Below are 13,372 nucleotides of genomic sequence, written 5' to 3'. Positions count from 1 at the left end.
GGTACGTCGCGGGCGCGGGGCGGGCGTGGCGCGACCGGTTGTCCGGGTGTCGCACGCCCTTCCCGGCTCGCTTCCGCTTCGTCTGCTTTGTGGCTCACTTCTCGATCACTTGGTCGTTCGTGACCGACTTCAGGGTGTCGTCGTAGCCGCGCGCCGCCTCCTCGACCGACACGTCACCCGTCGTCACGCCCTCCATCGCCTCCTGCATCGCCGTCGAGACCTTGGGGTACGCCGGGAACGCCGGGCGGTAGTGGGTGCTAGGGACCAGGTCGGTGAAGAACTTGATGCCGGGCTGCGCACTGATGTAGTCAGGGTCCTCGGCCACGTCCTTGCGTACCGCGATGCCCGAGTTGGCGATGTACCACTTCTGGGCGTTGGCTTTCGTCTGCATCGTCTTGATGAACTCGAAGGCCAGGTCGGGGTTGGCCGCCTTGTCCGGGATCGCCCAGGTCCAGCCGCCGGACATGCTCACCTTGCCGGGAGACTGTCCGGTCTGCGTCGGCATGTACGCCAGGCCCAGCTTCTCGGACCAGTCCGGCCACTCGTGGCCGGCGCCCTTCTGCCAGTCCTGCGGGAGCCAGGAACCGTCGAGGTCGATGGCGAGCTTGCCCTTGGGGAGGAGTTCACCGCGGACGATGGTCTGGATGTTCGGATCGAGGGCGACGGAGACGTCCGGGCCGAGTTTCTCCTTGTAGACGGTCTCCACGAAGGCGAGGGCGTCCCTGAAGCCCTTGCTCCCGGCCACCCACTTGCTCGCTCTGTCGTACAGCGGGTCGGACGTCCCGTCGCCCGTCCCGTACAGCAGCATCTGGAAGCCCTGCATGGCCGCCGCCTCGCCCGCCGGCTTGCCCGTGTAGATGTTGAGCGGTGTGACGCCGGGGACCTTCCGTTTGACGGTGCGGGCGGCGGAAAGCACGTCGTCCCAGGTCTTCGGCTGCCAGTCGGAGGGCAGCCCGGCCTTCTCGAAGATGCCCTTGTCGAACCAGAGGCCGCGGGCGTCGGTGCCGTCCGGGATGCCGTACGTCTTCCCGTCCTCGGCCTTGGCCGCCGTCTTCGCCGTGTCGATGAACTGGTCCCAGTCCTTCCACTTGGCCAGATACGGGTCGAGGGGTTTCAGATAGCCGCTGGTGATGTCGGAGTTGATGAGGAAGGTGTCCTCGTACACCAGGTCGGGGGCTGTCTTCGGTGAGCGGAGCATCTGCTGGACCTTGGTGTAGTACTCCGAGTCCGGGGCCTTGATGGGGATGAGCTCGACCTTCTTCCCCGGGTTCGCCTTCTCGAACTGCTTCTTGATACCGGCGAGGAAGGTGTCCATGACGCGGACCGAGTTGTCCGTGGACTGTTTGAAGGACACCTTCACCGTGTCCGGGTCGCTGCCGGAGCCGCTGCCGCAGGCGGTGAGCGCGGTGGCGGCGAGGGCGAGGGCGACGAGTGCGGTGAGTGGGGCTGTGGGGCGGAAGCGGGCGGCGGTGGAGCGGGTGCGGACGGCGGTTTGACGCACGGGCAACGACCTCCTGCGGGCACCTCGTTGTGGCCGGAAGTTTGCTGCCCAGTGAACGTACGAGGGCCGCCCTTGTCAGGTCAATGTGTCTGCGCGGGACCGGTCTTGGGGGTTCAGCTCTGGCCCTTCACCCACCGGTACTGCAACTCCGGTCGCCCCACCGTCCCGTACTGCGGATTGCGTGCCGCACGCCCCGCCTCCACCAGGTGCTCCAGATAGCGACGGGCCGTGATCCGTGAGATTCCCACCGCTTCCGCGACCCCGGCCGCGGTCAGCCCTCCGGCGCAGTCGCGCAGGGCGACGGTGACCTTCTCCAGTGTGGGGGCACTCAGGCCTTTGGGCAGCGCCGCCGGTCCCGGAGCGCGCAGGGTGGCGAGCGCGCGGTCCACCTCGTCCTGGCCGCTCGCCTCGCCCGCCGCCGCGTGGAACTCGGCGTAACGGACCAGGCGGTCCCGCAGCGTGGCGAAGGTGAAGGGCTTCAGGACGTACTGCACCACGCCCAGCGACACCCCCTCCCGGACGACCGCCAGGTCCCGAGCCGACGTCACCGCTATCACGTCCGCGTGGTGGCCGGCGGCGCGGAGGGAACGGGCGAGTTGCAGGCCGTGCACGTCCGGGAGATGGAGATCCAGCAGGAGCAGGTCCACGGGCATCCGGTCCAGTGCGCGGCGCGCCTCCGCCCCGGTGTGCGCCTTGCCGACCGCCGTGAAGCCGGGGACCCGGCCGACGTACATGACGTGTGCGTCGGCGGCCACCGGGTCGTCCTCCACGACCAGGACACGGATGGTTTCGGTTGTCATACGTGGCCTCCAGGCACGGCTCTGGGCACGGCGGACTGAGAGCCGGTGGTCAAGCCCGCGTCCGGGCCCGAGAAGCCTGGCACCTCCGCCTTGGATTCGAAGGCACCAGGCCCCTCGGGCTGATCCGGACGGGGGCTTGCACACCGGCTCGGAGCGGTCTCCGTCTCCGCGCCGACCCGGGCGGACCCCACCGTAGGCAACGGCAGCCGGACCTCGAACTCCGCCCCGCCCCCGACGGCCTCCGTCACCGTCAGCGTGCCCTCGTTGCGGCGTACGGTCTGCCGGACCAGGGCGAGGCCGAGGCCGCGGCCGCCGGGGCCCGCCGGTTTCGTCGAGAAGCCGCGTTCGAACACGGCCTCCGCGTGGGCCGGGTCCACGCCCGCGCCCGTGTCGGCGACCCGGAGCACGAGCTCGGAGTGGGCTTCGGAGGGGGCCTCGGGGCGGGTTTCGTAGCCGGGCGGCTCGTAGCCGGGCTCGTAGCCGGGCTCGGAGTCGGCGCCCGCCGAGGCGCCGGTACTCGTACCCGTACCTGTTCCGGGCTCGGTCGTGTACGCCGTCACCGTCACCCGCGCCCCGGCCGTCCCCTGCGCCGCGTCCACCGCGTTGTCGATCAGGTTGCCGAGGACGGTGACCAGGTCGCGGGCGGAGAGGGACTCCGGGAGGAGGCCGTCGTCGATGCGGCTGTCCTCGGAGACCACCAGCTCCACGCCCCGCTCGTTGGCCTGGGCCGCCTTGCCCAGGAGCAGGGCCGCCAGGACGGGTTCGCTGACCGCGGCGACCACCTGGTCCGTCAGGGCCTGGGCCAGCTCCAGTTCCGACGTCGCGAAGTCGACCGCCTCGTCCGCGCGGCCGAGCTCGATCAGGGAGACGACCGTGTGGAGACGGTTCGCGGCCTCGTGCGCCTGGGAGCGGAGAGCCTGAGTGAAGCCCCGCTCGGAGTTCAGCTCGCCCATCAGCGACTGGAACTCCGTCACATCGCGCAGGGTCACCACCGTGCCACGGCGATGGCCGCCGGAGACGGGGGAGGTGTTCACGACCAGGACGCGGGTGGCCGTCAGGTGTACCTGGTCCACTCTTGGCTCGGAGGCCAGCAGCGCGCCGGTGAGCGGGGTGGGCAGGCCCAGGTCGGCGACCGAGCGGCCGACCACGTCGTCGGTCAGGCCGAGCAGCTCCTGCGCCCCGTCGTTGAACAGCGCGACACGGTACTGGCCGTCCAGCATCAGCAGGCCCTCGCGCACGGCGTGCAGCGCGGCCTGGTGGTAGTCGTGCATGTTGCTGAGCTCTGTGGCGTTCATGCCGTGGGTGTGGCGGCGCAGCCGGGCGTTGACCACGTATGTGCCGAGGGCGCCCAGGGCGAGGGCGCCCGCCGCGACGCCGATCAGCGCGGTGAGCTGTTCCTGGACGCGGGCGGTGATCGCCTCGACCCTGATGCCGGCGCTGACCAGGCCGATGATCCTGCCGTCCTCCTCGACGGGCGTGACCGCGCGCACGGACGCGCCGAGCGTGCCCGTGTACGTCTCGGTGCGGGTCTCGCCCCTCAGTGCCTGCTCGATGTGGCCGCGGAAGTGCTGGCCGATCTGCTGCGGGTCGGGGTGGGTCCAGCGGATGCCGTCGGTATTCATGATGGTGACGAAGTCGACCTCGGCGTCGTGCTGCACCTGCAGCGCGTACGGCTGTAGCTCCGCTGTGGGATTCTCGGTGTGGATGGCCTCGCGTACGGAGGGGGAGTCCGCGACCGCTCGGGCCACGGCCGTCGCCTGGCGGCCGGCCGCCTCCTCGGCCTGGGAGCGGTCACTGACGTAGGTGAACAGCGCGTACCCGACGACCACGACCGCCAGCAGCACGGCCTGGACGGCAAAGAGCTGACCTGCCAGGCTGCGGGGTCTGAGCACGCGGGAGGCGCGAGGGAAGCGCATGCCCACAGTCTGCATCCACGTATAAGCGTGAACTAAATGAACGGAAGGGTGACCCCCCTCACAAGGCGGGAGATAGTCACCCCATTGCAAGGGAGCGATCACCCCGTCGCAAGGGTGCCGACTCCGGATTCGGGACCCGCGATCCCGAGCCGCAGGGAGCCCGTCTCCCACCCCTTGGGACCCCCACTCCCATGACCCCCGGAGGGCGATCTCCCACCCTGGGAGCTCGTTCCCGCACCATTCCCCGGACGTGAGCCGCACGCCGGAAGAGCCGACGACGTCGTCGACGAGGAGGGCAGCCGTGGCCAGCACCACAGATACGGCACCTACCGCACCCGCCAAGCGGGACCGCACCCATTACCTGTACATCGCCGTGATCATTGCCGTGGCCATCGGCATCGCCGTGGGCCTCATCGCTCCCGACTTCGCGGTCGAGCTGAAGCCCATCGGCACCGGCTTCGTGAACCTGATCAAGATGATGATCTCGCCGATCATCTTCTGCACGATCGTCCTGGGCATCGGTTCCGTACGGAAGGCCGCCAAGGTCGGCGCGGTCGGCGGTATAGCGCTCGGCTACTTCGTGGTGATGTCGTTCGTCGCCCTCGGTATCGGCCTGGTCGTCGGCAACATCCTGGAGCCGGGCACCGGCCTCGCGGTGACCGACGCGATCAAGGAGACCGGTCAGGCGCAGGTCGACGCGGAGGCCAAGGGCACCACCGAGTTCCTGCTGGGCATCATCCCGAACACGCTGGTCTCCGCCTTCACCGAGGGCGAGGTCCTGCAGACCCTGCTGATCGCCGTGCTCGCGGGCTTCGCGCTCCAGGCCATGGGCTCCGCCGGTACCCCGATCCTGCGCGGTATCGAGCACATCCAGCGGCTCGTCTTCCGCATCCTGGCCATGGTGATGTGGGCGGCCCCGATCGGTGCGTTCGGCGCCATCGCCGCCGTCACCGGGTCGGCCGGTCTGGACGCGCTCAAGAGCCTCGCCGTGCTGATGCTTGGCTTCTACATCACCTGCGTCCTGTTCGTCTTCATCGTGCTGGGCGCGCTGCTGCGGATCGTCGCGGGCCTGAACATCCTCACGTTCTTCAAGTACCTGGGCCGTGAGTTCCTGCTGATCCTGTCCACCTCCTCCTCCGAGTCCGCGCTGCCGCGGCTCATCGCGAAGATGGAGCACCTGGGTGTCAGCAAGCCGGTGGTCGGCATCACCGTTCCGACCGGCTACTCCTTCAACCTCGACGGCACCATGATCTACATGACCATGGCGTCCCTGTTCATCGCCGACGCCATGGGTACGCCGATGTCGATCGGCGAGCAGATCCCGCTGCTGCTCTTCCTGCTGGTCGCCTCGAAGGGCGCGGCCGGTGTGACGGGTGCGGGGCTCGCCACCCTCGCGGGTGGCCTCCAGTCCCACAAGCCCGGGCTCGTGGACGGTGTCGGTCTCATCGTGGGTATCGACCGCTTCATGAGCGAGGCCCGCGCGCTGACCAACTTCGCCGGTAACGCCGTCGCCACGGTGCTGATCGGTACGTGGACGAAGGAGATCGACAAGGAGCGGGTGGAGCAGGTGCTCGCGGGGCAGCTGCCGTTCGACGAGCGGACGCTCCTCGACGAGGGTTCCGAGGCTGTGACGGACTCGGAGGCCGAGCAGGGCGGCGAGAAGGCGCTGGCCAAGGCGTAGCTTCGCCGCGGGGGTGGCTGTCGCCCTCGCAGCACGGGAGCCGGGTCGCCCCTTGCGCAAGGGGCGCCGGGTTCCCCCCAAAAAAAAGCACACAGACACCGAGCGGTCGGATTCTCCCCCGAGATCCGGCCGCTCGGTCATTTTTGTTCCGGCTGCTGAGCCCTTGGTTCCGGCTGCTCGGCCCTTGCTTCCGGCTGCTCGGCGCGGCTCCGTGTTCCGGCCGCCCGGCTCCGCCACCTCGGTGGCTCGGACTCGGGCGGCCGTTGCCTTGACGCCGACGTCAAGGCATACCGTCGGCTCATGCGAATCGGCGAGCTGGCGGCGCGAGGCGGGACGACCGCGAGGGCGGTGCGGTACTACGAGTCGCTGGGGCTGCTGCCGGGGCGGCGCAGCGGCAACGGCTATCGGACGTACGACGAGGGTGATCTGCGGCTGTTGCGGCAGATCCGTACGTTGCAGGACTTCGGGTTCGGCCTGGAGGAGACGCGGCCCTTCGTGGAGTGTCTGCGGGCCGGGCACCCGGAGGGCGACTCCTGCCCGGCCTCGCTCGTGGTCTACCGCCGCAAGCTCGGCGAGCTCGACGCACTGATCGGCGAGCTGACGGCCGTACGCGCACAGGTCGCCGATCAGCTCCTGCGGGCCGAGAGGGCGCGGGACGAGCTGGCGGCCGAGGCGGGGGTTCCGGGCGGTCCGGAGCCCGAGTGTGAGCTGGGAGGGCGGGCGACATGAGCAGAGCAACGGGAGTGGCCGAGGTGACGGACGCGAACTTCGACGCGGAGGTGATCGGGGCGGAGCTGCCCGTGCTGGTGGAGTTCACCGCCGACTGGTGCCCGCCGTGCCGGCAGATGGCGCCGGTGCTCAGCGCCCTCGCCGCGGAGGAGGGCGAACGGCTGAAGGTGGTCCAGTTGGACGTCGACACCAGTCCGGTCACCACGAACGCGTACAAGGTGCTGTCGATGCCGACGTTCATGCTGTTCCGGAACGGTGAGCCCGTACGGGCGATGGTGGGCGCCCGCCCCAAGCGGCGGCTGCTTCAGGAGCTGTCCGACGTGCTGTGACGCGTCCCCCCGGACGCCGCTCCGGACACGAAGAAATCCAGGCCCGACGAGCCGACCGGCTACTGGATGAGCAACCTGTCCGCCACCACCCCGGTCGTGCTTGAGTTCGCGGTAGTGGTGTTCGATCCGCCAGCGCATCTTCGCCCACCGCGCCAGGTCAGCGACTTGCGTCTTGCTGATGTCCGGCAGGATCATAGCCGGCGCGGTCTTTGCCGGGCAGCAGGTTCACCGTCGCCGCGGAGATGTGCATGGTCCGGGTCTGCGGCCCGTTAGTGGTGTTGAGGTAGGGCGTCGCGGCGGCGAAGTCGCTTCCCTGAGCGGGCGATCCGCCGCACCGGTCGGACAGCGCGAGCGTGTTGCGGCGCACCACCCTCCCGGGGATGAACACTGCCTCTAAGAATCTCATTCGCCCTATGCGCCGAGGTAGCGGGCGATGTCGCCACCATCCATCAACGGTTCGGCTTGGTCGGCGTCTGCTGATGGCTCCATCGCAGAATGCAGCTTGTCCAGGTCCGACATGGCGACTCGATGTCGCTTCGCAGCGGTGTGCCGAGCCCCGCCTCGTCGGCCTTCGAGGACAGGATCTGGCCCTCCACTACGCCGATGTTTGTGGCCACCGCGGAGCAGCAGGAGTGCCGGACACCGCCCGATGCGTTGATCCTCCCCAGGTTACGGTGCGACGCCAATGGCGCTCGCGCAAACAGGACACACGGCGCCTGCATACAGGGTGACATGAAATCTTTTGCTACAAATGGCCGGCGGATCTAGGCTCCTTTTATGGCTATTGCCACCACTAATCCTGTGACGGGCGAGGTCATTAAGACCTTCGATGAACTCACCCCCGAGCAGCTTGATGACAAGCCGGCCCGGGCCGCCGCCGCGGCGAAGTCCTACCGCCTGACGAGCGTGGAGCAGCGCGCTCAGTGGCTGAACCAGGCGGCCGACGTGCTGGAGAAGGACGCCGACGCCGTCAGCCGGATGATCACCACGGAGATGGGCAAGACGCTCCGGGCCGCCCGCGAGGAGGTGGCCAAGTGCGTCCACGGACTGCGCTTCTACGCCGCCCACGGCCCGGCATTCCTGCGGGATCTGCGGAACGACGCCGGGAACGTCGGCGCCAAGGAGTCCTTCGTGACGTACCAGCCGATCGGCGTGGTGCCGGCGGTGATGCCGTGGAATCTGCCGCTGTGCCAGGCGATGAAGGCTATTGAGAATTTGATAATCGCGCGAACCGGATAGACGAAGAGGGAGTGTGTCACCATGTCGAATTCGTCGCTGAAGAAGGTTCTCATCACGGGAGCGGGTTCCGGCTTCGGTTTTGAGGCGGCCATGCGGCTGGCCCAGAAGGGATTCGACGTCATCGCCGGCGTCGAGATCTATGCCCAGGTTCAGACCCTGAAGTGGCAGGCGGCCGAGCGGAAGGCCGACCTGCACGTGGAGAAGCTCGACGTCACCAATGACGGCGACCGACGCAAGGCTCTCGACTGGGGCGTGGAGATCCTCGTGAACAACGCGGGTGTCGGAGAAGGAGGTTCGACGGTCGACATCCCCGGCGCGAACATCCGGCACCAGTTCGAGGTCAACGTCACGGGGCCGCTTCTGCTCACGCAGGGGATCGCTAAGCAGATGATCAAGCGCGGCGAGGGCCGTATCGTCTGGGTCTCCTCACGGGAGGGCCTGAACGTCAATCCGTTCACGGGTATCTACTCGGCGTCCAAGCACGCGATCGAGGCGATCGCCGAGACCATGGCGTATGAGCTGCAGGAGTACAACATCGAGGTCGCCACCGTGAATCCGGGGCCGTTCCTGACCGGCTTCAACGACCGAATGTTCCAGACGTGGGAGAGCTGGGAGGACGACCCCTCGGAGCGGCTGTTCGACTACTCCCAACTTGCCTTCCCGCGGGCGCAGTTCGACCCTGAGGCGGTCTTCGCCACGGTGACGGCCGTGGCGGCCGGCGAGGTCGACAGCTTCCGGAACCTGGAGCCGAAGTCGATGATCGACGAGACCAAGCAGCTGCAGCAGCTTCCGTGGGAGCGCAAGGTCACCGATGGCCTCGGTACCCGGCATCAGGCCATCAAGAACGCCTACAAGATGAAGCCGGAGACGCCGGTCTCGGCTTGAACCGGCATCGCATCAACATGGCGCCCCCCGGCAAGGGCCGCGTGACACCAATCGCTCGAAACGGGCCGAAAGGGTGCTCATGCCTGTGAAACCGACCGCTCTGCAGGATCGCTTCCGCAACCGTGGTACCGCGTACACGCTGGAGGAGCGGGCGGAACTCGGCATCACCGGGCGGCTGCCCGCGGCAGTCGAAACCCTCGAGGAGCAGGCGAGCCGGGCCTACGCGCAGCTCAACGGTCAGCCGAACGACCTGCACAAGTACATCTATCTCAACGAGATTCACGACCGCAACGAAGTGCTGTACATCAAGCTGCTGGCCGACCACCTCGACGAGCTCCTGCCGGTGGTGTACGACCCGACGGTGGGTGACGCGATCGAGCAGTGGTCGGCTGGCTCGTCGACATCCACGGCCTGGTGACGGACGACATGCGGGACCTGCCCGACTGCCAGCAGGTCCACGCACGGCCGAAAGCCGAGGCAGCCGGATGGGCCGACGGACAGATCGACGTCCTGACGGCGCGGACCACGTCTTCGGTGAACGCGTTGTGGGCGGTCGACGTGCCGATGAGGATGGTGGGTTTCACATGCTTGATCGTGGTGGACAGCGGCAGCAGGATGGGACGTTCGACGCCTTCCGCCAGAAGCACGCCGCGACGCCGTCAGGCCAGGACTTCGAGTAGTCGTTTGCCCAGGACCCCGGCCGAATGCGGGTTCTGGCCGGTGATGAGGTTGCGGTCCTCGACCATGTACGGCTCCCAGCTCGGACCCCGGCTGAAGTCGACCCCGAGCTTCTCCTTGAGGTCGGTCTCCAGCAGCCACGGGGCTCGGGGAGCCAATCCGACGCCCTCCTCCTCGTCGTTGGTGAAGGCCGTGATCTTGTAGCCCTTGAACGGCGAGACACCGTGGATCCGGGTGGCCAGCATCGCGGCCGGGGCGTGGCACACGATCGCCAGGGGTTTACCCGACTGCAGCTGCTCGGTCAGCAGGCGCCCAGCGTCGGGGTCGAACGCCAGGTCCTGCATCGGCCCGTGACCGCCCGGTAGGTAGACGGCGTCGTAGTCCTCGAGCCGTACGTCCGAGAGCTTGAGCGGCCGCCGCATCCCCTCGGCGTCGCGGATGATGTTCTCCTGCTTCAGAGCCCCGTCCTCACCATCATTGAAGGACGGGCGCAGGCTCATCATGTCGACGGTGGGAATCACGCCGTCCGGAGTGGCGATGATCACCTCGTGACCGGCATCCGTGAGGATCTTGTACGGGTTCGCGAACTCCTCCGCCCAGTAACCCGTGGCATGCCGCGTGCCGTCCTTAAGCACCCAGTAGCTGGCACCGCTGACGATGAACAGTACCTTCGCCATACCCAATGCTCCTTTGCCCTGACTTCACGCGTCGGCGCGCCCACGGTTGGGCAATCCCAACGCACTTCGCACGCTAGGCGGGCCATTGCTGTCGCGCACTTTGGAGCCGCAGGCTCGGAGCCCGAGCACCGGCGGGTGGGCACGGTGCGGCTCGAGGTGTCCTGGACCTCGGCGGGGTCGTACGGGTGAATCACTCCGGGCTCGGTGGGCGACCTGTCCAGGCGAGCCGCACTGTTCACCGGGGCGGAGCAACCCCTCGTGAAGCTGCAGGGACCGGCACAGCTCCTTTAACGCCCTCTCGCGGGCCGCGCAGCGGGGCAGGCGCGCCAGAAGAGGGCGCGGTGGTCGCGCAGGAGGGTCAGGGCCTCCATCAAGGAACTCGTCGCTTTTCCAGACCGCCGGCGATCAGGGCGCGCAGCCGGGTGTCCGCCGAGTCGGAGGTGTCGGGGTGACTCCCGTACAGGATGAGCAGCGGCAGCTGTTGTTGAGAGCTGCAATTGCGCTCGGGGGGTTTTTCTGCGTATATTTAATGGTTCGCGATTTGATGGAAGTCCGTCGCGAGGAAGTTCAATTGAACGAAGTATATCCGGGCGGGAGCGGAATTGTCAAACAGAAGCTCGCACAAAGAATTCTCCGACGATGAATTGCAGCGTGAGCAGGAATTCATCGACGGGCTGTACGCGCGCGTGGACGCCCTGCGCGGGGACACCGAGGTCTCCGTCTCGGACGCGCTCGCACAGGGGAACACGCCCATGCAGGCGCGGCTGGAGCGGGACATCCTCGTCGCCGAACGCTCGGGGCTGCTCGCCGCGCTGAACGCCGTGGACGGTTCGCTCTGCTTCGGCCGGATCGACCTGACCTCCGGCACCAGCCACCACATCGGCCGTATCGGTATCCGCGCCGACGACGCCGACCTCACGCCGATCCTCATCGACTGGCGGGCCGACGTCGCCCGCCCCTTCTACCTCGCCACCGGCCACACCCCCATGGGGCTGCGCCGACGTCGCCACATCACCACCGAGGGCCGTGACGTCACCGCCCTGCACGATGAACTCCTCGACCTCGGCGACCGGACCCGGACCGGCCACGAGGACCCCACCGGTGACGCCGTCCTGCTCGCCGCGCTCGACGCGGCCCGCACCGGCCGCATGCACGACATCGTGCAGACCATCCAGGCCGACCAGGACCGCATCATCCGCGCACCGCACCGCGGCGTGCTGGTCGTGGAGGGCGGTCCGGGCACCGGCAAGACGGCCGTCGCCCTGCACCGGGCGGCCTATCTGCTCTACGAGCACCGCGAGCTGCTCGCCAAGCGCGCCGTCCTGATCGTCGGCCCCAACCCCGCCTTCCTCGGCTACATCGGCGAGGTGCTGCCCTCCCTCGGCGAGACGGGTGTCCTGCTCGCGACGGTCGGCGAGCTGTTCCCCGGAGTGAAGGCCACCGCCCGGGACACCCCGGACGCGGCCCGCGTCAAGGGCCGCGCGGACATGGCCGACGTCCTCGCCGCCGTCGTACGCGACCGGCAGGCGCTGCCCGACCCGGTGATCGCCATCGAGCACGACCGGGAGATCCTCATGCTCGACGACGACCTCGTACGGGTCGCCCGCGAGCACACCCGCGAGGCGAAACTCCCGCACAACGTGGCGCGCGAGCACTTCGAGGGCCACATCCTCAACACGCTCACCGACATGGTCGCCGAACGCATCGGCACCGACCCCTACGACGGCTCCAACCTGCTGGACCCCGCCGACATCACCCAGATCCGCGACGAGCTCGCCGACAATCCCGAAGTCTGGTCGGCCATCGACCAGTTGTGGCCCCGGCTCACCCCGCGGCGCCTCCTCGCCGACTTCCTCGCCGCCCCCGAGGGGTACGTGTCCGACGAGGACGCGGCCGCCATCCGCCGCCCGGTGACACGGGCGTGGACCGTGGCGGACGTACCGCTGCTCGACGAGGCGGCCGAACTCCTCGGCGTGGACGACCGGGTGGCACGGGCGGTCGCCGAGCGCGAGCGGGAGGAGCAGATCGCGTACGCGCAGGGTGTGCTGGACGTGTCGTTCGCGTCCCGTACGTACGAGTTCGAGGACAAGGAGGACAGCGACCCCGAAAGCTCCGAGGTGCTGTCCGCACACGACATCATCGACGCCGAGCGGTTCGCGGAACGGCAGGAGGAGGACGACCACCGCAGCGCCGCCGAGCGTGCGGCGGCCGACCGTACCTGGGCGTTCGGGCACATCATCGTCGACGAGGCGCAGGAGCTGTCGCCCATGGCGTGGCGGCTGCTGATGCGGCGCTCGCCCACCCGCTCGATGACCCTGGTCGGCGACCCCGCGCAGACCGCCGAGGAAGCGGGCGTCGGCTCCTGGGCCGGCATCCTCCAGCCGTATGTCGAGGACCGCTGGGAGCACACCCGCCTCGGCGTCAACTACCGCACCCCGGCCGAGATCATGGAGCTCGCGGCGGGGATCGTACGGGCCGAGAACCCCGCCTTCGAGCCGCCGAGCTCGGTCCGCTCAACGGGAGTGCGCCCCTGGGTCCGCAAGGCCCTCGGCGACCTGCCCGGCGAGGTGGCCAAGGCGGTCGCCGAGCTGACGCCCGCCGAGGGGCGCCTCGCGGTGATCGCGCCGCGTGAGCTGCACCGGGTGCTCGCCGCGCGACTGGACGGTGTGACGGCGGGCGGGGAGCCGGACCTGACGCGGACGGTCGTGCTGCTCGACCCCCGGCAGGCCAAGGGCCTGGAGTTCGACTCGGTGCTGGTCGTGGAGCCGGGGCGGTTCGGTACGAGTGATCTGTATGTGGCGCTCACTCGTGCGACGCAGACGTTGGGGGTCGTGTACGAGGGGGAACTGCCGGAAGGGCTGGTGACGGGCGTGGGGTGACGTCCTCCGGTAACAGGGTCTCGCCCCCGCCACCCCTACCCGTCCCATTTCTGGGGGC

Annotated in this window: 13 protein-coding genes; 7 read left to right on the top strand and 6 right to left on the bottom strand. The window is 68.6% G+C overall.

Annotated elements, in window-relative coordinates; all coding sequences use genetic code 11:
- Positions 1-94: 94 nt before the first annotated feature.
- The 3 genes from FPZ41_RS39345 to FPZ41_RS39335 all read right to left on the bottom strand — a co-directional run bounded on the left by FPZ41_RS39345 (position 95) and on the right by FPZ41_RS39335 (position 4,217).
- A complete protein-coding gene (locus tag FPZ41_RS39345; protein WP_322621307.1) occupies positions 95-1,501 on the bottom strand; it encodes an extracellular solute-binding protein in 1,407 nt (468 codons plus the stop codon).
- 113 nt (positions 1,502-1,614) lie between these two features.
- Positions 1,615-2,301 carry a response regulator gene (locus FPZ41_RS39340; RefSeq protein ID WP_152868711.1) on the bottom strand — a complete coding sequence of 229 codons (687 nt, stop codon included), beginning with the start codon at positions 2,299-2,301 and terminating at the stop codon, positions 1,615-1,617.
- A complete protein-coding gene (locus tag FPZ41_RS39335) occupies positions 2,298-4,217 on the bottom strand; it encodes a sensor histidine kinase (RefSeq protein ID WP_194236379.1) in 1,920 nt (639 codons plus the stop codon). Before FPZ41_RS39335 ends, FPZ41_RS39340 begins: the two co-directional genes overlap by 4 nt.
- A gap of 301 nt (positions 4,218-4,518) precedes the next feature.
- Here FPZ41_RS39335 and FPZ41_RS39330 point away from each other — a divergent pair, with 301 nt between their 5' ends.
- The 3 genes from FPZ41_RS39330 (at position 4,519) to FPZ41_RS39320 (ending at position 6,956) form a co-directional block, all read left to right on the top strand.
- Positions 4,519-5,898, top strand: coding sequence for a cation:dicarboxylate symporter family transporter (locus tag FPZ41_RS39330; protein WP_322621306.1), 1,380 nt, complete (start codon positions 4,519-4,521; stop codon positions 5,896-5,898).
- Between the two features lie 300 nt (positions 5,899-6,198).
- Entirely contained in the window at positions 6,199-6,627 is a 429-nt protein-coding gene (locus tag FPZ41_RS39325; RefSeq protein ID WP_152868709.1) for a MerR family transcriptional regulator, read from the top strand.
- On the top strand, positions 6,624-6,956 hold the full coding sequence (locus FPZ41_RS39320) for a thioredoxin family protein (protein ID WP_131568515.1): 333 nt from the start codon (positions 6,624-6,626) through the stop codon (positions 6,954-6,956). The genes FPZ41_RS39325 and FPZ41_RS39320 overlap by 4 nt, the downstream gene beginning before the upstream one ends.
- Before the next feature lie 157 nt (positions 6,957-7,113).
- Here FPZ41_RS39320 and FPZ41_RS39315 read toward each other — a convergent pair whose 3' ends face one another.
- A complete protein-coding gene (locus tag FPZ41_RS39315; RefSeq protein WP_152868707.1) occupies positions 7,114-7,323 on the bottom strand; it encodes a hypothetical protein in 210 nt (69 codons plus the stop codon).
- A 410-nt stretch (positions 7,324-7,733) separates the two neighbouring features.
- Here FPZ41_RS39315 and FPZ41_RS39310 point away from each other — a divergent pair, with 410 nt between their 5' ends.
- From FPZ41_RS39310 to FPZ41_RS39300, 3 genes are all read left to right on the top strand, one after another.
- Positions 7,734-8,195: an aldehyde dehydrogenase family protein gene (locus FPZ41_RS39310; RefSeq protein ID WP_152868705.1), complete on the top strand. Its 462-nt coding sequence runs from the start codon at positions 7,734-7,736 to the stop codon at positions 8,193-8,195.
- A 21-nt stretch (positions 8,196-8,216) separates the two neighbouring features.
- Positions 8,217-9,080, top strand: coding sequence for an SDR family oxidoreductase (locus FPZ41_RS39305; RefSeq protein ID WP_152868703.1), 864 nt, complete (start codon positions 8,217-8,219; stop codon positions 9,078-9,080).
- A gap of 79 nt (positions 9,081-9,159) precedes the next feature.
- Positions 9,160-9,498 (top strand): hypothetical protein, encoded by a 339-nt coding sequence (locus FPZ41_RS39300; RefSeq protein ID WP_152868701.1) that lies wholly within the window; start codon positions 9,160-9,162, stop codon positions 9,496-9,498.
- Here the strand turns inward: FPZ41_RS39300 and FPZ41_RS50465 are convergent.
- Positions 9,386-9,727 (bottom strand): malic enzyme-like NAD(P)-binding protein, encoded by a 342-nt coding sequence (locus FPZ41_RS50465; protein ID WP_407698877.1) that lies wholly within the window; start codon positions 9,725-9,727, stop codon positions 9,386-9,388. The genes FPZ41_RS39300 and FPZ41_RS50465 overlap by 113 nt on opposite strands.
- 12 nt (positions 9,728-9,739) lie before the next feature.
- Positions 9,740-10,435, bottom strand: a complete 696-nt coding sequence (locus tag FPZ41_RS39290; RefSeq protein WP_131568505.1) for a type 1 glutamine amidotransferase domain-containing protein — start codon at positions 10,433-10,435, stop codon at positions 9,740-9,742.
- A gap of 584 nt (positions 10,436-11,019) precedes the next feature.
- Between FPZ41_RS39290 and FPZ41_RS39285 the strand changes: the two genes are divergently transcribed.
- Complete coding sequence (locus FPZ41_RS39285; protein ID WP_407698878.1) at positions 11,020-13,314, top strand: HelD family protein; 2,295 nt, start codon at positions 11,020-11,022, stop codon at positions 13,312-13,314.
- Positions 13,315-13,372 lie beyond the last annotated feature (58 nt).

Source organism: Streptomyces acidicola (assembly GCF_009377235.1).
GTDB classification, from domain to species: domain Bacteria; phylum Actinomycetota; class Actinomycetes; order Streptomycetales; family Streptomycetaceae; genus Streptomyces; species Streptomyces acidicola.
Note: the sequence above shows the minus strand (reverse complement) of the source record. Positions and strands in the feature narration are given on the sequence as shown.